Origin of the sequence: Pseudomaricurvus albidus (genome assembly GCF_018863235.1) — a bacterium.
Lineage (GTDB): Bacteria > Pseudomonadota > Gammaproteobacteria > Pseudomonadales > Cellvibrionaceae > Pseudomaricurvus > Pseudomaricurvus albidus.
In genome coordinates this window covers 32922-52850 of the sequence record NZ_JAHKRS010000001.1, presented here as the reverse complement: position 1 = coordinate 52850, position 19929 = coordinate 32922, and the positions used below count along the sequence as shown (strand labels likewise).

At 54.9% G+C, this 19929-nt stretch carries 19 protein-coding genes; 15 read left to right on the top strand and 4 right to left on the bottom strand.

The genetic code is table 11. From position 1 onward, the window contains the following. Positions 1-194 precede the first annotated feature (194 nt). The gene (leuA, locus tag KOI40_RS00275) at positions 195-1904 is read right to left on the bottom strand and encodes a 2-isopropylmalate synthase (protein WP_216095435.1); all 1710 of its coding nucleotides are present in this window, start codon (positions 1902-1904) and stop codon (positions 195-197) included. A gap of 313 nt (positions 1905-2217) precedes the next feature. Between leuA and KOI40_RS00270 the strand changes: the two genes are divergently transcribed. From KOI40_RS00270 to KOI40_RS00215, 12 genes are all read left to right on the top strand, one after another. Next, positions 2218-2694: an Lrp/AsnC family transcriptional regulator gene (locus tag KOI40_RS00270; RefSeq protein WP_216095434.1), complete on the top strand. Its 477-nt coding sequence runs from the start codon at positions 2218-2220 to the stop codon at positions 2692-2694. A gap of 65 nt (positions 2695-2759) precedes the next feature. After that, on the top strand, positions 2760-3101 hold the full coding sequence (locus KOI40_RS00265) for a YciI family protein (RefSeq protein ID WP_216095433.1): 342 nt from the start codon (positions 2760-2762) through the stop codon (positions 3099-3101). Between the two features lie 61 nt (positions 3102-3162). Next, entirely contained in the window at positions 3163-4410 is a 1248-nt protein-coding gene (locus KOI40_RS00260) for an RNA polymerase sigma factor (protein WP_233709852.1), read from the top strand. 1 nt (position 4411) lies between these two features. Further along, complete coding sequence (locus tag KOI40_RS00255; RefSeq protein ID WP_216095431.1) at positions 4412-4681, top strand: MoaD/ThiS family protein; 270 nt, start codon at positions 4412-4414, stop codon at positions 4679-4681. A 42-nt stretch (positions 4682-4723) separates the two neighbouring features. After that, positions 4724-5803, top strand: coding sequence for a WD40/YVTN/BNR-like repeat-containing protein (locus KOI40_RS00250; RefSeq protein ID WP_216095430.1), 1080 nt, complete (start codon positions 4724-4726; stop codon positions 5801-5803). 125 nt (positions 5804-5928) lie between these two features. After that, positions 5929-6303 (top strand): DUF1428 domain-containing protein, encoded by a 375-nt coding sequence (locus KOI40_RS00245; RefSeq protein WP_216095429.1) that lies wholly within the window; start codon positions 5929-5931, stop codon positions 6301-6303. A gap of 19 nt (positions 6304-6322) precedes the next feature. Beyond that, a complete protein-coding gene (locus tag KOI40_RS00240) occupies positions 6323-7111 on the top strand; it encodes a VOC family protein (RefSeq protein ID WP_216095428.1) in 789 nt (262 codons plus the stop codon). Next, positions 7108-7776, top strand: coding sequence for a glutathione S-transferase family protein (locus KOI40_RS00235; protein WP_216095427.1), 669 nt, complete (start codon positions 7108-7110; stop codon positions 7774-7776). The genes KOI40_RS00240 and KOI40_RS00235 overlap by 4 nt, the downstream gene beginning before the upstream one ends. 41 nt (positions 7777-7817) lie before the next feature. Continuing rightward, positions 7818-8186 (top strand): YciI family protein, encoded by a 369-nt coding sequence (locus tag KOI40_RS00230; protein ID WP_216095426.1) that lies wholly within the window; start codon positions 7818-7820, stop codon positions 8184-8186. 196 nt (positions 8187-8382) lie between these two features. Then, positions 8383-9144: a TetR/AcrR family transcriptional regulator gene (locus tag KOI40_RS00225; protein ID WP_216095425.1), complete on the top strand. Its 762-nt coding sequence runs from the start codon at positions 8383-8385 to the stop codon at positions 9142-9144. A 19-nt stretch (positions 9145-9163) separates the two neighbouring features. Continuing rightward, complete coding sequence (locus KOI40_RS00220; protein WP_216095424.1) at positions 9164-10297, top strand: efflux RND transporter periplasmic adaptor subunit; 1134 nt, start codon at positions 9164-9166, stop codon at positions 10295-10297. Positions 10298-10307: 10 nt separating this feature from the next. Further along, the gene (locus KOI40_RS00215; protein WP_216095423.1) at positions 10308-13433 is read left to right on the top strand and encodes an efflux RND transporter permease subunit; all 3126 of its coding nucleotides are present in this window, start codon (positions 10308-10310) and stop codon (positions 13431-13433) included. Positions 13434-13500: 67 nt separating this feature from the next. Here the strand turns inward: KOI40_RS00215 and yghU are convergent, their stop codons facing one another. Further along, positions 13501-14376 carry a glutathione-dependent disulfide-bond oxidoreductase gene (gene yghU, locus KOI40_RS00210; protein ID WP_216095422.1) on the bottom strand — a complete coding sequence of 292 codons (876 nt, stop codon included), beginning with the start codon at positions 14374-14376 and terminating at the stop codon, positions 13501-13503. A 208-nt stretch (positions 14377-14584) separates the two neighbouring features. Then, on the bottom strand, positions 14585-14803 hold the full coding sequence (locus tag KOI40_RS00205) for a hypothetical protein (RefSeq protein WP_216095421.1): 219 nt from the start codon (positions 14801-14803) through the stop codon (positions 14585-14587). A gap of 472 nt (positions 14804-15275) precedes the next feature. Here KOI40_RS00205 and KOI40_RS00200 point away from each other — a divergent pair, with 472 nt between their 5' ends. Together KOI40_RS00200 and KOI40_RS00195 are read left to right on the top strand one after the other, a co-directional pair. After that, positions 15276-15758 (top strand): flavin reductase family protein, encoded by a 483-nt coding sequence (locus tag KOI40_RS00200; protein WP_216095420.1) that lies wholly within the window; start codon positions 15276-15278, stop codon positions 15756-15758. 68 nt (positions 15759-15826) lie between these two features. Then, complete coding sequence (locus tag KOI40_RS00195) at positions 15827-16768, top strand: sensor domain-containing diguanylate cyclase (RefSeq protein ID WP_233709851.1); 942 nt, start codon at positions 15827-15829, stop codon at positions 16766-16768. Between the two features lie 2 nt (positions 16769-16770). On the opposite strand, the gene KOI40_RS00190 is transcribed toward KOI40_RS00195, so the two are convergent. Next, complete coding sequence (locus KOI40_RS00190; protein WP_216095419.1) at positions 16771-16929, bottom strand: hypothetical protein; 159 nt, start codon at positions 16927-16929, stop codon at positions 16771-16773. 361 nt (positions 16930-17290) lie between these two features. Between KOI40_RS00190 and rnr the strand changes: the two genes are divergently transcribed. Continuing rightward, positions 17291-19906, top strand: coding sequence for a ribonuclease R (gene rnr, locus KOI40_RS00185; RefSeq protein WP_216095418.1), 2616 nt, complete (start codon positions 17291-17293; stop codon positions 19904-19906). The last annotated feature ends 23 nt before the right edge of the window (positions 19907-19929 follow it).

Sequence of the window (19929 nt, the reverse complement as noted above, 5' to 3'; positions counted from 1 at the left end):
TCCATTATGGCCAGCATAGCAACAGAATCACAGGGATCAACGGATGTTATTGATCGGTTGGCAATTGTCGGGGGCAAGGGTGATGAGTTGGGGCTTTGGCGGGTCGAACGCTGATGTGTGAAATCTGAACCTCCTGTCTGTCGTCAGCGATGTCGTTCATCTCACAACAGACAGGAGGGGATGGGCGGTTGCGATCAGACCGCGGCGAGTTTGCTGGCTTGTGCCAGTCTCACGTCACTGCGTGACAGCGCATTCAGAACCGCTTGCAGAGAGGCGCCGACGATGTCCTCGCTCTTGCCGGCGGCGCAGTAGCGACTGCCGTTGATGCTCAGCTGCACGTAAGTAATGGCTTCTGCCTGTTCATCCTGGCCGAGGGTGTGCTCGCTGTAATCGATCAGCACCATATCGCTGCCCGTGTTGTCAGACAGACCGCTGACAAACGCGTCCAGTACGCCCTTGCCCTTGCCGTCAATGGTGACGTCGCCGGCGTCGGTGGTGATGACGACGCTCAGTTGGTCAGCCTCGTGGGAACGGCTCAGATTGTAGGTATCCACACGGTTTTGGTTGAGCAGATAGGTGCTGTTGAAGGTATCGAAAATCTGCTCCGGCGCCACTTCGCTTTCGCTGTCTTCGGCGCGTTTTTGTACGTGAGCACTGAAATCCACCTGCAACCAGCGCGGCATCTGGATGCCGTAATCCTGCTCCATCACATAGGCAATACCGCCCTTGCCGGACTGGCTGTTGATGCGAATCACCTGCTGGTAGTTGCGGCCCAGATCGCGGGGATCGATGGGCAAGTAGGCCACATTCCAGTGAGCTTCAGGATCTTCGGCACGCTTGACGGCATCAATGGCCATGCATTTGTTGATGGCGTCCTGATGGCTGCCAGAGAAGGCGGCAAACACCAGCTCGCCGGCGTAGGCGTGGCGCGGATGTACGGACAGCTGAGTGCAGCTCTCGACCGTGGCGATGATGCGATCCATATTGGACAAATCCAGTTCCGGATCAATCCCCTGACTGTAGAGGTTCATGGCGGCGGTGACCACATCCATATTGCCGGTGCGCTCGCCGTTACCGAGCAGTGTGCCTTCAATACGATCGGCGCCAGCGAGGATGCCTAATTCCGCGGCAGCCACACCACAGCCCCGGTCGTTGTGGGTGTGCAGACTGATGATGATGGAGTCGCGGCGCGCAATGGTATCGCACACCGTCTCTATCTGATCGGCGTAGACATTCGGCGTGGACACTTCGACGGTGGCCGGCAAGTTAATGATCACCTTGTTGTCCGGTGTTGGCTGCCAGATTTCGGTGACAGCATCACACACTTCCACCGCGTAATCGATTTCAGTGCCCGTAAAGCTCTCGGGGGAATACTGGAATTGCCAGTGGGTGTCCGGCTGTTGTGCGGCAAAGTCACGCACCCACTTGGCACCCTGAATGGCAATGTTTTTGATGTCTTCACGGCTCAGTTTAAACACCTGCTCGCGCTGTACCGTGGAGGTGGAGTTGTACAGGTGCACAATCGCCTTGCGGGCGCCCTGCAAGGCTTCAAAGCTGCGTGCAATCAACGGCTCACGGGCCTGGGTCAACACCTGAATGGTGACGTCGTCCGGAATCAGATCTTCCTCAATCAATTGACGGACAAAATCAAAATCCGGCTGTGAAGCGGCGGGGAAGCCGACTTCAATTTCTTTAAAGCCCACATCAACCAGCAGTTTGAACATCTCCAACTTCTGACTCGGGGTCATCGGCTCCATCAGCGCCTGATTACCATCGCGCAGGTCGACGCTGCACCAGGCGGGTGCGGCTTCAATAACCTTGTTGGGCCAGCGGCGGTCAGCCTTCTGAACTGGCGCAAAGGGACGGTATTTCTTGTGATTGAAGTTGGGGTTGAACGGTTGCATATCCTGTTCTCTGCTCTTGCTCTGAATGGCGGTTGATTCAACGAATGTGGATCAGAAAGAGCGGCGGGGATAAGCGCGGATAGCGCTTGCGGTGCCTCTGGTGGAGGCGAGTCGCAGTTCGGGTAGAACCGCTGGCTGCGAAGTCTGCCTTGTGGGTGACTTGCCCGCGCTGTGAAGCTCTTTGATGGTGGATACTATACGGCGCTGACTGTAGAGAATGGTTGCAAACTGCATTCTAATACGAGGTGGTATTGCATTTATTCACTATAAATGGCTTTATAGTGAGTGATATTAACTATCCAGGAGGTGGTGCGTGACGAATGTCGTCAATTTAGATCGGATTGACAGGAGAATCCTGCAGGAAATGCAGCGCAACGGGCGTATCAGCAATCTGGAGTTGGCCGACAAGGTGGGGTTGTCGCCAACACCCTGTTCCCGCCGGGTCAAGCGCCTGGAAGAGAGCGGTCTGATCGATCGCCATGTCACCCTGCTCAAGCCCAAGGCGCTGGGACTGAACCTGACCGCCATGGTGGGCATCTCCATGGATCGCCACACGCCGGATCGCTTCGAGGCGTTCGAAAAGGCTGTGACTGATATGCCGGAAGTGTTGGAGTGTCTGATTGTTACCGGCCAGTCGGCGGATTTCCTTCTGCGGGTAGTGGTGCGGGACATGGAGCACTACGAACAGGTACTGCTGGGGCAATTGACCCGGCTGGAAGGTGTCACAGGAGTGCATTCCAGCTTTGTGCTGCGTGAGGTGATTAAAAAGACGGAATTGCCGCTGGACTGATTGTCGATTTTCTCTCTGCCTGAACGACTACTCGGTAAGTATTCACAAAATCGAGGAGACCGCCCATGAAGTATCTGTGTCTGGTGTACGGTGTAGAGGAGCGTTTTCCCGGAACAGCGGATATGCCAGCGGACACAGAGTGCGTGCATTATGCGGAGTCGTTGGCAGAGAGCGGACGACTGCTGGCGGGTGAAGCTTTGGCGCCTGCTTATACCGCGACCACGGTGATGGTGCGCAATCATCAGGTGTCGGTCACTGACGGTGTTTTTTCCTCCGGCGGCTCACCTCTGGTGGGGTTTTATCTGGTGACGGCCAGAGATTTGAATGAGGCCATTCATCTGGCGTCTGAGATACCTTTGGCGCGAATCGGCTGTGTTGAGATCCGCCCGGTCAGGGGTACACTGTAGAGCAGTACCATCCTCATCAATACACATCGAGATTCTGCGGTCCGTGCTTATGAATGCCAGGATGTTTCAACAAACCATTGATGGCGTTTACCGGCGCGAATCCCGTCGCGTACTGGCCACGTTGATTCGTTTGCTGAATGGCAATTTCGAACTGGCCGAAGAGGCCTTGCACGATGCCTTTACGGCGGCACTGAGCCAGTGGTCTAAAGACGGCCTGCCAGATAATCCGCGCGCCTGGCTGGTGTCTGCCGGTCGTTTTAAAGCCATCGATCGCCTGCGCAAACGAACCCGGTTTGATGCCGCCTGCGAGCGGTTGGCGACAGAGCTGGAACAGCAGTCTTCGGAGGTTTTTGCTGAAGACGCCGATGACATTGAAGACGACCGTCTGCGGCTGATCTTTACCTGTTGTCACCCCAGCTTGTCGGCGGAAGCTCGTACGGCATTGACCTTGCGCGAGGTGTGCGGTCTGACCACAGAAGAAATTGCCGCCGCTTTTCTGATTCCGCCGCCGACGTTGGCTCAACGGATTGTGCGCGCCAAAAGCAAAATCCGCGACGCGTGCATTCCCTATGAAGTGCCGACGTCTGAGGATTTGCCGGTGCGTCTGGAATCGGTGCTGCAAGTCATTTATCTGGTGTTTAATGAAGGCTATTCGGCTTCTGCCGGGGAGTCTGTCATCCGCGCGGACTTGTCGGCAGAGGCGATTCGGATTGGACGTTTATTACTGAGTTTATTGCCGGACGCCGAGGTGATGGGGTTGCTGGCACTGATGTTGTTGCACGATGCGCGACGTCAGGCACGCACTTCGCCCAGCGGGGACTTAATCCTGCTCGATCAGCAGGATCGCCGCCTGTGGAACCGGGAGCAGATTGTGGAAGGCTGTGGGCTGGTGATACAGGCGCTCAGAACACGTCGCTTTGGCCCCTATGTCTTGCAGGCAGCCATTGCCGCGGTGCATGCCGAAGCTCCCAGTGCGGAGCAAACCGACTGGACTGAAATCACCGGCCTGTACGATGTTTTACTGCGGGTGAATCCTTCTCCGGTGGTGGAGCTTAACCGGGCAGTGGCGGTGGCCATGCGCGATGGCGCCGAGGCCGGCTTGTCTTTGATTGCAGATATCTTATCCCGAGGCAAACTGACAGACTACCATTTTGCGTACGCTGCGCAGGCCGACCTTTACCGGCGCCAAGGCAATAATGCTGCGGCCAGAGACGCGTATCAAAGAGCGCACGATCTGGCCCAGCAGGAGCCCGAACGACGATTTTTGCAGGCCCGTCTGCAAGAGCTGCAAGAGCAGGGAGAGACCTGACATGCCCTCGGTGATTTGTACGCCTCGTTTACGTGACGTCGGGCCGCAGCAGGCGACTGTCTACAGTGCGGATACCGTGGAAAACCTGTTGCAGGTCATGGCAACCGAATACCCGCGTTTGTCGGGTTATCTGCTGGATGATCAACGACGGCTGCGGCCTCACGTTGCGATCTTTGTTGCCGGTCAGCTGGTGCCGCGTGATCGCGCTCTTCAGCATCCACTGAAGGATTCCGATGAGGTGTACATCATGCAGGCGCTGTCCGGCGGCTAGTGCTGTAAACGCGCTCAAAAAACACGGCAACAGGAGGACGGTATGGCTCAACGATTATTGGTGGCTACCCGCAAAGGCTTGTTTGACCTTCGGCAACAGGATGGTGATTGGAAAATTTGTCAGCGGTCTTTTCCCGGTGAGCCCGTCTCGATGGTTTGGCGGGGGCTGTGGCAGGGTAAGAGCGTGATGCTCGCCGCCCTGAATCTGGGGCATTTCGGCACCAAACTGCACCGCTCCACCGATGATGGCAAGAGTTGGCAGGAGGTAGCTGTACCGGTGTATCCCGTCACTGAGGGCGAGGCAGATGGCGCCAGCCTGGAATTGATCTGGAGTCTGGAAGCCGATGCGAAAGGCAGGCTGTGGGCGGGCACCATCCCTGGCGGTTTGTTTGTCAGCCGGGACTGGGGTGACAGCTGGCAACTCAATAAGGCGCTGTGGACTGATCCCAGTCGCAGTGAGTGGTTTGGCGGAGGCTACGATGCGCCGGGCATTCATTCCATTTGCATCGACCCGCGCAATCCGGACTGGTTGACGCTGGGCATTTCCTGCGGGGGCATTTGGCAAACCCGGGATGGGGGCGTCAGCTGGCAAGTGAAGACACGCGGTATGAAAGCTGCGTACATGCCGCCGGAGCAGCAGGAGAATCCGGCGATACAGGACCCTCATCGTCTGGTGCAGTGTGCTGGCGATCCGGACTGTTTCTGGGTGCAGCATCACAACGGTATTTTCAAAACCGAAGATCACTGTACGACTTGGCGAGAGGTGACTGCCGAGCCCTCCTCGTTTGGCTTTGCCGTGGCGGTGCACCCGCAGCAGTCACGTCGGGCCTGGTTTGTCCCCGCCATCAAAGACGAGTTTCGCTATCCCGTGGACGGCAAGCTGGTGGTGACACGCACGGATGATGGGGGTGAGTCGTTTGCTCGTCTCAACCGGGGGTTGCCGGAACAGGAGAGTTACGATCTGGTGTATCGCCACGGTCTGGTGGTGGATGCCTCCGGCGACACGCTGGCGATGGCTACTACTACAGGCAATCTGTGGATCAGTGACAATGGCGGCAGCAACTGGGCTTTGATTTCCAATTACCTGCCACCGGTCTATGCCCTGCGGTTTGTGGAAGCATAAATAATTAAAAAGGGCAGAAGGGGTGTCGATTCTGTGTGTTGGGGGACGACTACTCAGTGAGCAAATTGCTCTATCAGCTTAATCATCATGGGCTAACGCTCATGGATTCAAAAGGAGAGACAGCAATGAGTTATGTCGATGGTTTTGTGGTGGCGGTTCCCAGTGCCAACAAAAGCGAGTTTGTTGAGCATGCCAAGGCTGCCAATCAGGCTTTGTTTATGGAGTTGGGCGCGCTTAGGGCAGTGGAGTGCTGGGGTGAGGATGTGCCCGACGGCAAGATTACTGACTTCCGCCGTGCGGTAAAGGCAAAAGATGATGAGACCGTGGTGTTCTCATGGGTCGAGTGGCCCGACAAGGATACTCGTGATAAGGCGATGGAGAAAATGCAGACACTGATGAGCACGGACCCGCGCGTCAATCCGGAGAAGAATCCCATGCCTTTTGACGGTATGCGCATGGTGTTTGGAGGCTTTGAGCCAGTGGTACATCTGGAGCAGTAAATGCGGTCAGGAGAATGTCATGAGTGATAAACACGGAGATTTTGTTTGGTACGAGCTGCTCACCAATAATATCGAGGGAGCACGTTCATTTTACGGTCGGGTGATTGGTTGGCAGGTTGAGGACAGTCTGTTGCCCGATATGGATTACCGCTATTTTGGCATGCCCGCCGACGAGCCGGGATTGTACGTGGGGGGCATGATGCAATTGACCAATGATATGGTCGCCAGCGGTGCCAGTCCTGTCTGGCTGGGTTACATACATGTTAATGATGTGGATGTTCGTCTGAAAGCCATCACAGCCACCGGCGGGCAGATACAGATGCCGCCCACTGACATTCCCGATGTGGGACGGATTGCGATGGTCACAGACCCTCAGGGAGTGCCGTTTTATGTGATGCATGGCATCAGTGAGGAAGCCAGTCTGGCGTTTGCCTACGATAAGCCCCGCCTCGGGCACTGTGCCTGGAATGAGCTGCGTACATCGGATCAGAATGCGGCGTTTGCTTTCTACAGCGAACAGTTTCACTGGAGCAAAGACGGTGAAATGGATATGGGGCCTATGGGATCCTATGATTTTTTGCGTCACGGAGGCGTAATCGGTGCCATGATGACCAACCCCGAGAAGGGCGCTCCCCCGCGATGGAATTACTATTTTCGCGTGGCGGATATTGATGAGGCGGTGCAGGCCATTCAGAACAATGGTGGTCAGGTGACAGAGGGACCGGATGAGATTCCCGGAGGGGACTTTACGATTAATGGGATTGATCCCCAGGGAGCCCGGTTCGCTCTGGTCGGGGGGCGCTCATGACGGAGAGTGAACTTGAGTTGTATGGGCATCCTTTTTCAGCGTATACCTGGAAAGTCTTGATTCCGTTGTATGAAAACGCGACGGTATTTACCTTCAAAGAAGTGGGTCCGAACCATCCGGAAAATACTGCCACGCTGCAGTCGCGCTCACCGCTGGAGAAATTCCCTTTGTTGCTGGATGGTGGCCGGGCGGTTTTTGAATCCTCCATCATTATTGAGTATTTGCAAACCTATCATCCCGGCAAGGTGTCGTTTATTCCGTCTGATGAGCTGTCGGCGCTCAGCGTGCGCACCCTAGACCGCTTTTTCGATCTCTATGTGATGACGCCTACGCAGCGCGTGGTGGATGATGCGTTGCGCCCGCCGGATCAGAGAGATCGCAAAACGGTTGAGGACTCCAAAGTTTTTTTGCTCAAGTCATATTCCTGGCTGGAAGAAGAATTGAGAGGGCGGGACTTCGCCTGCGGCAGTGTCTTCAGCCTGGCGGATTGTGCCGCAGCACCCTCGTTATTTTACGCCGACTGGGTGTGTGAAATCCCCGAATCCCACACCGCCTTGCGCGCGTATCGAGCGCAATTAATGGCGCGGCCATCGGTCAGGCGGTGCATTGAAGATGCGCGCCCCTATCGCCCGCTGTTCCCGCTTGGTGCCCCGGATCGGGACTGATCCTTTGGAGCGCCCGGAATGAATGTGTTTAAGGAGATCCAATGAAATACCTGTGCCTTGTCTACTATGACGAAAACATTATGAAAAATATGACCCAGGACGAATGGGATGCGCTCAACAATGAGTGTATTGCCTGTGTCGACGGGCTCACTCAGAGCGGGCATTTTGTCGATGGCGCTCCCTTGCAGAGCACCGATACCGCGACCACCTTAAGGGTGCGAAATGGTCGTGCGACAGCCACAGATGGTCCTTTTGCGGAAACCAAAGAGCAGCTGGCGGGGTTCTATATGCTGGAGGCGGAAAGTCAGGAAGAGGTGCTTCTACTGGCCGAGAAAATCCCCCCGGCGCGCTATGGCAGTGTCGAAATCAGACCGGTCAGAGAGTTATTAACGCAAGGGAATGATCTGTAAAGGCTCGCCAGCCGTATTCTGCGGGCGAAAACACTTTGACTTCCTGCTTGTCCCAATCCTTCTTGATTTATCTTCACAAATTGAACCATTGACGTTTTTTGAATCTGATTCATAATTGGCGACCTGTAAAAAGACTGGCCGCTTTGTGTGCGGTCGAAAGGGGTGGGTCAGTGGAATCGGATGGAAATTAGCCAGCATGGGCAGTGTTCAGGATCGTAAAAAGCGTCAGCTGGCTGAGCGGGAGCAGATTTTTCTGGATCGTGCCTGGAGCATGATCCAGCGTGAAGGCCTGCTCAATCTGCAGATGGCGCGACTGGCCAGTGAATGTGAATACTCGGTGGGCACCTTGTATCAGCATTTCTCGGCCAAGGAAGACCTGTTGGTGGCGCTGGCGACCCGCAGTGTGGGGTCTCGGCTCGAACTCTATCGTCGCGCTGCCGACTGGCAGGGCCCCACCCGCCACAGAATGCTGGCGATTTTGCTGGCGGATATTCTGTTCGCGCAAAAGGAGCCGGAGTATTTTCGTCTGGCTCAATATGTCTCGACTCACACGGTGTGGATGTCTGCGTCTGAAGAGCGCAGAGAGGCCGCGTTGCTTGCCTCCGTCCCCATTGCCGATGCCGTGGCGTCGGTGGTCAGAGAGGGGGTATCCCGTGGGGATGTCGATCCTCGCGGCATGAGTGAGCGTGAACTGTGCAGTGGGCTTTGGTCCATGAGTGAGGGAATGCACATGCTGGTCAGCGCTGCTGGCTTGCTGGAGGCCCACTCTGTTCCGCGCCCTTACCAATTATTAGTCACCAATACTCATGCTTTGCTTAACGGCCTTGGCTGGCAGCCTTTGCAGCCGCTGGATGATCCAGAGCAGCAGAACGCGCTGCTTGAGCAAATCATGACAGAGGTGTTTCCCGATTTTTCGATGGCTACCTGTCCGGTAGTTTCCCCAACAGATAGTGAATAGTGGTACTGGAAGAAAACCTATGAGTAAAAGGATGCTAGGGCTGCTGGTTGTAGCCATTGTGGTTTTTGGTGGTGTGATTGGGGGAAAACTCTTCCTCAACCGGATGATCAACGACTTTCTCGACAATATGCCGGTACCGCCGGTGGTCGTGTCGGCGACGGAAGCCAAGCGGGATCGCTGGATTGACAGTGTGACAGCGGTGGGCAGTGTTGTGGCCGTTCAGGGGGCCGAGTTGTCGACCCAGGTCAGCGGCATTGTGGAATCGATTCGTTTTGACAGCGGCAGTGAAGTGAAGGCCGGTGACATCATCCTCACTCTCGACAGCGCCACAGACCGCGCCGAGTTGAAAACTCTGCAATCGGCAGAGCGTCTGGCCGAATTGGAGCGCGACCGGATCAAGCAGTTGTGGCAGCGCAAGAGCGTGTCCCAGTCTGAGTACGATCAGCGTCAAAGCCAGTTGGAACAGGCCCGGGCGCGGGTAGCGGCTCAGGAAGCCCGTATCGAGCAGAAAACCTTGCGCGCTCCCTATGCCGGACGTCTGGGTATCCGCCAGGTGAATATAGGTGCTTATATCAGTGCCGGTGATCCATTGATTGGTCTGCAGGCACTGAATCCGATCTTTGTCGATTTCACTTTGCCTGAACAGCGCTACAGTGACGTGCGTGTGGGCATGACGGTGACCGCCCAGATGGATGCCCTTGGGGATGACAGGTTTGAAGGAGAGATCACGGCGATTGAGCCGGTGATTGATGCCGGTACCCGTAACTTTCAGGTGCAGGCAACCTTCCAGAACGCCAGTCAGCGGTTGCGCCCGGGCATGTTTGCTCGCATCAGTCTGGACGTCGGTGAGCAGCGCGATGTGGTGCTGGTGCCGCGCACGGCGATCAGCTTCAAACCTTATGGCAACTCCGTGTACGTGATTACCGAATCCGGGGACAAAAACGAAAAGGGCGAGCCGGTGTTGACCGTTAAGCAGCGTTTTGTCACCACCGGACAGGCTCGAGGAGGGCTGATTGCTATCGAAGACGGTCTGGAAGTTGGTGAGCGGGTCGCGACCAGCGGGCTGTTGAAGCTCGATAGCGGAGCCGTGGTCAGCATTAATAACAGTGTGCAGCCTGATGCGGAAATTGCACCGACACCGGAAAACGGTTGAGGATTCTGCTGTGAAGTTTACGGATATTTTTATCAACAAGCCGGTGCTGGCCACGGTGGTCAGTCTGGTCATTCTGCTTTTGGGCTTGCGTGCCGGTACCGAGTTGAACGTTCGCCAGTACCCCGAGCTGCAAAATGCGGTGGTCAATGTCAGCACGGCCTATGTCGGGGCGGATGCCGATCTGGTTCAGGGGTTTATTACTACGCCGGTTGAGCGTCAGGTCGCCACTGTAGATGGCATCGACTACATGACGTCGTCCAGTGTTGCGGGGCTGTCCACGGTCAGTGCGCAGGTGAAACTGGATGCCGATCCGGACAAGGTGTTGACCAAGGTGATTGCCAAGGTCAATAAGCTGCGGGGTGAACTGCCGGCGTCGGCAGAAAACTCGGTGATTGAATTACAGGTGGGCGATTCAGCCGCCCATGCGTACCTGTCGTTTTACAGCGACGCCCTGAATACCAATCAGATTACCGATTACCTGATCCGTGAAGTGGAGCCCCGTCTGGCCACCGTCGGTGGTGTGCAGCGGGCTGAAATTCACGGTGGCCGGACCTTTGCCGTGCGAGCGTGGCTGAAGCCGGAACGAATGCGCGCGTTCAACCTTACAGCTTCGGATATCAGCAATGCCCTGAGAGCCAACAACGTACTGTCTGCCGTAGGTGCCACTAAAGGTCAGATGACATCCATTGATTTGAAGGCCGATACAGACTTGCGCGATATTGATCAGTTCAAGCGATTGATTGTGCGGGCAGAGAAGGGGTCGATCATTCGTTTGGAAGATGTGGCGGATGTGGAGCTGGGGGCAGAGAGTTACAACACCTCGGCACGCTTTAATGGTCAGAAGGCCACATTCTTTGCGATTTATCTGACGCCGGACGCCAATGCCATTGAGGTTCTGGCGGAGTTGCGCCGGGTGTGGGATGACGAGGTTGTTCCCCAGTTGCCGGAAGGTTTGTATGCAAACTTCAGCTACGACAGCTCGGTCTATATTCGGGATGCCATCAGCGAAGTGAAGCAGACCATTGTGGAAGCCGTGGTGATTGTCATCGTGGTGATTTTCCTGTTCCTGGGTTCCATGCGTTCCGTGTTGATCCCGGCGGTTGCGGTACCGCTCTCACTGGTGGGGGCTCTGTTGTTGATGCTGGTGCTGGGGTTCTCTTTGAACCTGTTGACCCTGTTGGCGATGGTCCTGGCCATTGGAATCGTGGTGGATGATGCCATCATCGTACTGGAGAACATTCACCGTCATATCGAGGAGGGAATGACGCCCTACGCAGCGGCAATCAAGGGGGCGCGTGAGTTGGCCTGGCCCGTGGTTGCGATGACCACCACGTTGGTGGCTGTGTACCTGCCGATTGGCTTTTTGGGCGGCATTACCGGTGTGTTGTTTGTTGAGTTTGCCTTTACTCTGGCCGGCGCGGTTCTGATCTCCGGGGTTATCGCGCTGACCTTGTCACCGATGATGTGTGCAAAAATGCTCAAAGGTCACACGGGTGAAGAGGCCAAGGGGCTCGAAGGCTGGCTGGATCGTCAGTTTGAGAAACTGCAGAGTCGCTATCAGAAAGACCTGCACACCATGCTCGATCAGCGCGTGGGCATGTCGATCTTCGGCGTCATTATTTTGCTGTCGTGTTATTTCCTGTTTGTCATGTCACCCAGTGAGCTGGCCCCCAAAGAAGACATCGGTATGGTCTTCTATATGGCCGAGGCTGATCCGGGGGTGACTCTGGAGTATATGGAGCGTTATACACAGGAATCCTGGAACATTAATCAAGCCAGCGATGCCATTGCCAACGATTTTCAGTTTAATGGCATTAGCCTGACGGCCCCCGGAGCCAATAACGGAGCATTTGGTGGCTTTATTTTTGAACCCTGGGGCAAGCGTGAGCAATCCATCGAGGAGGTGTTAAACGAGGTTATTACTCCCCGGTTTTCAAATGTCGGTGGCTTGCAGGTGGCTGCGATGGTTCCCCCGGCATTACCCTCCGGTGGCTCCGGGATGCCTATTGAATTTGCCATTCTCAGCACGGCGCCGTCAGAGGTTGTGAAAGAAGTGGCGGATAAGGTGTTGATGAAAGCTCGCGAGAGCAAGAAATTTATCTTTCTCAATACGGATGTGAAGATCGATAAACCGCGCACGGAAATTATGATCGACAGAGAAAAGGCCTCACAGCTGGGGATTGATATGGCTCAGTTGTCAGGCGATCTCTCGGCCATGCTGTCCGGTGGCTATGTGAATCGCTTCTCGCTGGAGAATCGCTCCTACAAAGTGATTCCACAGGTACGCCGGTCGGATCGTCTGACCCCCGATCAGTTGGAAAACTATTACACCCGGACTCAATCCGGTGAACTGGTTCCTCTGTCTACCGTTGTCACGCTGCAGCAATCGGTTCAGCCGCAGGTTCTGGGTCGTTTCCAGCAGCTCAACAGTGTCACCATTGGGGCCGTGCAACGTCCGGGAGTGGCCATGGGTGATGCTCTGGCGGTGTTGGAACAGGCTGCGGATGAGCTGATGCCCAAGGGCTACTCGGTGGATTACGCCGGGGAGGCCCGTCAGTACAAGACGGAAGGGTCTGCCCTGGTGGTCACTTTCTTCTTCGCACTGATCATCATCTATCTGGTGTTGTCGGCGCAGTTTGAGTCATTCCGCGACCCGTTCATCATGTTGATGACCGTGCCGTTATCCATCAGTGGTGCGCTGCTAGTGCTGAATGTTTTCGGCATGTTCCAGGCGCCCGGTGCAACACTGAATATCTACACCCAGATTGGTCTGCTCACATTGATTGGTGTGATTTCCAAACACGGCATTCTGATTGTGGAGTTCGCCAACAAGTTGCAGATGGAAGGACAGAGCAAGCGCGAAGCCATCGAGTCGGCAACCGCCATTCGCTTGCGTCCGGTGTTGATGACGACCGCGGCACTGGTGCTGGCCATGGTGCCGCTGTTGCTGGCTAATGGTCCCGGGGCGATATCCCGTTTCTCAATGGGGCTGGTGATTGCATCGGGAATGACCATTGGTACGGCGTTTACTCTGTATGTGTTGCCAGCGGTGTATCTGTTGATTGGTCGGGACTACAGCAAGACCAGGAGCCAGGACGACAGTGGCCAAGAGGATAGCCTGACGTCTGCGGTTTAAAACAGACGATCTTTCGAACTCCAAAAAAGCCTGAGCCAGCCTCAGGCTTTTTTGTCTGGGCAGGGATTTATTCGCCCGCGGTTTCCAGTTTGTCCTGGGTTTTGGTGTCGAAATCGCTGGCGTCGTGTCGTTCCCGAAGCTGATCTTCCGGTCTGCCTGTGGTGCGATTGACTTTGCGACCGCGTTTCACCGCAGGTCGCTGGGCTATCTCATCGGTCCAGCGCAGGATGTTGGTGTAGGTGTGAGCTTCCAGAAACTCAGCCGCTTCATAGACTTTGTTCTTTACCAGTGAGCCATACCAGGGCCAGATAGCGATGTCGGCGATGGTGTATTCATCCCCTGCCACATAGCGATGATTGGCCAGTTGGCGATCCAGAACATCCAGCTGGCGTTTCACTTCCATGGTGTAGCGGTTGATCGGGTATTCGAATTTCTCTGGTGCGTAGGCATAGAAGTGGCCAAACCCGCCTCCCAGAAACGGCACGCTGCCCATTTGCCAGAAGAGCCATGACAGGCACTCGGTCCTCCTGGCGGGGTCGGTTGGGATGAAGGCATCAAACTTCTCAGCCAGATAGAGCAGAATCGAACCGGATTCAAAGACCCGTGTCGGGGGTTCTGTGCTGCAATCGAGCAGGGCTGGAATCTTGGAGTTGGGGTTGATGTCGACAAAGCCGCTGCTGAACTGCTCGCCCTCTCCAATGTTGATCAGAAATGCATCGTATTCTGCGCCTTCAAACCCCAGGGCGAGTAACTCTTCGAGCATCACCGTCACTTTAATTCCGTTGGGGGTGCCCAGCGAGTAGAGCTGCATGGGGTGTTTGCCACGTGGCAGTTCTTTCTCGTGGGTGGGGCCGGCAATGGGGCGATTGATGTTCGAAAACGCGCCGCCGTTTTCCTTGTCCCAGGTCCAGACCTTGGGGGGCGTGTAGGTGGGGTCGCTCATGAAGTGCTCCTGAGGGTTTGAGTCTTTGCTTGTCGCAGTCAACGTCGATTTCAGAAGTCTAAGAGTAGTCAGAAGGTAGAAGCGATGCAACGAGCGGCGTCGGAAAGGACGTGTGGTCTCGTGGATGACTGGATTGGGGTGTCCGGGCCCACAAAAAAGACCGCTCGTTGGAGCGGCCTTTTGAAAATATGGACAGAGCAGTCAGTGCTTATGGGAAGCGTGCGTTCGCTGTGGCCAATTGCTGGCGAATATAAGCAGCTCTTTCAGACTCGGTCATGGTGGCAAAGTTACTGTGAAACACTTTGCTGTGCGCTGCATGGGCAAATTGCTTGTCTTGCCCGGCGTCATGGCCTGGCTGGACAAATACCGCGGCACTTGTCAGCAGCAGTGCGGCGGAGGTACTGGCTACCAGTTTGGTTATAATCATAGTTGTCGCCTCAATTATTATTGCTATGGGGCTGTTATTTATTAGGTTTAATCTGGCCAGCTTGCCGTCTGTGGGCCGGCTTGGCGCTTGTCTCTCGTTTCTTGGGGCTCTTTATCACATACCCGCCTTCGGGGTGTCAACAGTGGGGGCTTAAGTCGTTTTTTCGGCCTTTTTTGTGGGTAATCGGGTTACATTTCTGAGTTAAGAAGTGACAAGTTGGCGGGTAACAGGCCTGTTACGTTGTAGTGACCGAACAATGGAGAATGAGTCATAAAGTCTCTGGCAAGATCTTTAATTGACGGGGATAAGGCAACTCATGTAACATGGGACGACTTATCGATCCGTGTTGTTCAGCCCTTCATTTACTCAGTGCCGGAATCCGTCTGGTGTGGCGGGAGTCCTCTGGCGTTGCAGCCAACACATCTGATAATAAGCATGTAATCTAGAAATTTCACAGAGAGTTGAGAGAATAATGTCAAACATAGATCCATTTGAGTTTCGCAATATGCTGGGCTCATTCCCCACGGGTGTCACTGTAGTCACGACAAAAGGGGAAGACGGCAGTTTGTGTGGGGTAACCGCCAGCAGCTTCAACTCAGTATCTCTGGATCCGGCTTTGATCTTGTGGAGTATTGGCAAGGAGTCCACCAGCTTTCAGGCTCTGATGGATGCAAAATACTGGAATGTTCATGTCCTGGCAGAAGATCAGGAAGCGCTGTCCGGCAACTTTGCCCGCAGTGGCGGCGACAAGTTTGATGGTGTTCAGTTTGAAGAGGGCATCAAGGGTGCGCCGGTGATCGCCGGTTGTGCGGCAGTAATGCAGTGCCAGATCGAGCATCAATACGAGGGCGGCGACCATGTTATTCTGGTCGGGCGGGTACTGGATTTTTCCGATGCCGGTAAGCCGCCTTTGGTCTTCTCACGTGGACGTTACGCGCGTCTGGCTCAGGATTGATACAGCCCGGGAATCATTTGCTGTAGACGACTTGGAGCTTGTCAGTACTTTTTTAAGAGGATGTATCTTTGACCCGGTTCAACGATTCAGAAACTGACAGTGATGTTTATAAAACTCTTCTGGAGTCCACCAGGGCGATTCCCTGGCGGATAGACTGGAAAACCATGAGGTTTTCCTATATTGGTCCGCAAATTGAAGAACTGCTGGGCTGGAGTCCGGAGAGCTGGGTCAGTGTCGATGACTGGGCGGATCGGATGCACCCCGAAGACCGGGAGTTTGTGGTCAATTTCTGCGTGTCTCAATCCCAGGAGGGGATTGATCACGAGGCGGATTACCGCGCATTAACCCGAGATGGCGACTACGTCTGGATTCGGGATGTGGTGCATGTCGTGCGCAAGGACGGTGAAGTTGAAGCCTTGATTGGCTTTATGTTCGATATCAGCGAGCGCAAGAAAACCGAACAGCAGCTGATAGAGATGAAACAAAAGCTGGAGGAACTGTCGTTCAAGGACAGTCTCACTGGCATTGCCAATCGTCGTATGTTCGATAGTATCCTCGATATCGAATGGACTCACGCCACCCGCAGCCGCCAGCCACTGTCACTCATCGTGCTGGATATTGATTACTTCAAGCAGTACAACGATCATTACGGTCACATACAAGGCGATGAGTGCCTGAAACAGGTGGCGGAGATCCTGTCGCAAGCGGCAACGCGTTTTAAAGACTTCTTTGCCCGTTACGGCGGTGAGGAATTTGTTTTTATTCTGCCGGAGACGGATGCCAGGTCGGCCAGGAGAGTGGCGGAGCGATGTCTGACATCCATTGCACAAGCGCAAATTCCTCACGAGCACTCGTCAGTGAGCTCGTATGTAACCGTCAGTATGGGGGTTGATACGGTGATCGCAGACCGCACCATTGAGCCTGTCGAATTCATCGAACGGGTCGATCGGCTGCTCTATAAAGCCAAGGAGGCCGGTCGAAATCGGGCCGAGTTTGGGGCAGACAGTTAGCATTACCAAAATGAGTCTGCATCGATTTGGTATTGCTCGGCGACGTAGGTGTCGTAGTGACCATTCTTCAAAAAAATCTTAAACACTTCATGAATCATGGCAATAAAACGCGACAGGGCCTGTGCCGCGTCCTCGGCGTCCGAGCCATCCGTTAAATTCATCGTTAACGATAAATGCCCGGAAATCCTTGTCCATCAGCGAGCGCGGTTTGGCCTCCTGCATTTGAATTTTGCCGGTTTTCAGGTCTATGTTCCTGCCAGTCATCAGTTTGACATGTTCGGTTATTCGGAGGTTCTGGCTGGCAAACGGTCATCTTGGGATGATATAGAGAAGGAACGGTCAGGCTGAAATGGCGTATGGCCGAAGCGAGATTCAGTAAAATTTTGTGAATTCAGCGTCTATACTGGCTGTAATGCCCGTAAACAGGGTGTTTGCGACGAATATACCGGCGAAGCAGAAGGTTTTCCGGTATAGTCAACGGGCAAATACCGCATTTAAGCGATTTATTACAGGAAATACTACTTGAGTAAACAAACAGGGGTCCCCGTAGATCCCAATCTGGCCCGCGAGGCCGAAAAGTACGACAACCCCATCCCCAGTCGGGAATACATCACCGAAATCCTAGAGCAAGCCAAAGGCCCCATGACCCACGAGGCTCTGTGCGACGTGCTCGGATTGGAAGATGAAGATTCCATCGAGGCGCTGCGCCGCCGCCTTATTGCCATGTCCCGTGACGGTCAGCTGCTGAGCAATCGCAAGCAGGGTTATGGTGTCATTAACAAACTGGATTTGATTCGCGGTCGTGTACAGGGCCATAAAGATGGCTTTGGTTTTGTAATCCCCGCCGAAGGCGGTGACGATCTGTATCTGAGTTTTAAAGAAATGCGTCGCATTTTTGATGGCGACGAGGTGTTGGTACGAGAGACGGGCCGCGATGTCAAAGGCCGCCGCGAGGGCAGCATTGTCGAAGTGCTGTCTCACAACACCCATCAGGTGGTGGGACGCTTTTTCAGTGAAAGTGGCATCTATTTTGTCCGTCCTGATAACCCCCGACTTTCTCACGATCTGTTGATCGCACCGGAAGATGTGGGCAAAGCCAAGCGAGGTCAGTTTGTGGTGGTGGAAGTCACCCAGCAGCCCGGGCGTAAAAACCCGCCTGCAGGCCGGATTCTGGAAGTGTTGGGCGATCATATGGCGCCGGGCATGGAAATCGACGTGGCGATTCGCTCCCACGGTATTCCGCATTTGTGGCCCAGTGATGTGCAGGCGGAAGCCCGAAGCCTGCCTGTCGAAGTCGATGAGGCAGACAAACGCCATCGTATTGATCTTCGCAAGTTGCCGTTTGTTACCATCGACGGTGAAGACGCCCGCGACTTTGACGATGCCGTTTACTGTGAACCCAAAAAGTCCGGTGGCTGGCGTCTCTACGTTGCCATCGCGGACGTTTCCCACTATGTGAAAATCGGCAGTGCGCTGGATCGCGAAGCGCAGGAGCGTGGAACGTCCGTTTATTTTCCGGACTTTGTTGTTCCTATGCTGCCGGAAGCTTTGTCCAATGGTCTCTGTTCCCTGAATCCTCACGTCGATCGCCTGGCGATGGTGTGTGAAATGACCGTGGCCGGAAGCGGCCGGGTCAGTGGATATCAGTTTTACGAGGCGATTATTCACTCCCACGCTCGTTTGACCTATACCCAGGTGGGCGAGGCGCTGGCGGTTGTGAAACCGGAAAAAGTGGGTGTAGGCCGGAAAATCTTAAACAAACTGGGTTTCAAGGCGAAAGCCAAAGCATTGCCGGCAGATAATCCGGTAGCCCCGGTGTTGGAACAGATTTTGTGTTTGCATGGCCTTTATCAGACTCTGCGTGTGGCGCGAACTGCCCGTGGTGCGATTGATTTTGAAACCGTAGAAACCCGAATCCTGTTCGACGAAAACCGCAAGATCGAGCAGATCGTTCCCGTGGTGCGCAACGATGCCCACAAGCTGATTGAAGAATGCATGCTGGCAGCCAATGTCTGCGCGGCGCGTTTTCTGGAAAAGCACGAACTGCCGGGCTTGTATCGTGTGCACGAAGGACCGCGTGAAGAAAAACTGGAAAACCTGCGCGAGTTTCTCGGCGAGCTGGGTCTGAGTCTGCCGGGATCGGGTGATCAGCCGGAGCCGGGCAACTATCAGGAACTGCTGAAATCAATCGAGGGACGCAGTGATTCCAATCTGATTCAAACCGTCATGCTGCGCAGCCTGAGTCAGGCCATGTACCAGCCTGACAACAAGGGCCACTTTGGGCTTGCCTATACGGCCTATGCGCACTTTACCTCTCCGATTCGTCGCTATCCTGATTTGTTGGTTCACCGCGCCTTGCGTCATATTGTGCGTTCCAATGTGGAAACCAAGCAGGTCAAGCGCGCCGATGGTGCGACGCCGATTCCCAAGGACAAAATCTATCCCTACAACATGGCCGATATGCTGGCGATGGGGGAGCGCAGTTCTCTGACAGAGCGCCGTGCCGATGAGGCAACCCGCGATGTTACCAGCTGGCTGAAGTGTGAGTATCTGCAGGACCATGTCGGTGAAGAATATATCGGTGTGGTTGTCGGCGTAACGGGCTTCGGTTTGTTTGTGGAATTGAAAGATCTGTACGTTGAAGGGTTGGTGCACATCACCAATCTGCCGCACGACTACTACCATTTTGAAGCCGCTCAGCATCGTCTGGTTGGCGAGCGTACCCGTCAGGTGTTCCGTCTGGGGGATGAACTGACGGTGAAAGTCGCCTCGGTCAATCTGGATGATCGCAAAGTCGATCTCGAAATGGTGGCCTTCAATGCCAGTTCCCGCAAAGGGTCTTCTGCGAAGCGCGGTAAAAACGCCCCGAGACCGGTGGATACCAAAGGCAATATGCGCAAGCTGGCCCAGAGTGATGACGCGCCGGGCAAGCGTAAATCCGGTGGTGGTCGCGGTAAGTCCGGGTCATCGAGAAGTTCAGGAGCCGCAAAAAAAACGTCTGGCCGGTCTCCGGGTAAGGCGCCTGCAGGAAAAGCTCCGGCGAAGAAATCTGCGGCCAAGCCCAGCAAGGGCAAACAGGTGCGAAAGGCCAAAGCGTCAAAAGCGGCGCCAAAGAAATCCGGTGGCAAAAAACGCTGATCTGATACTGGTTTGGATTGGCA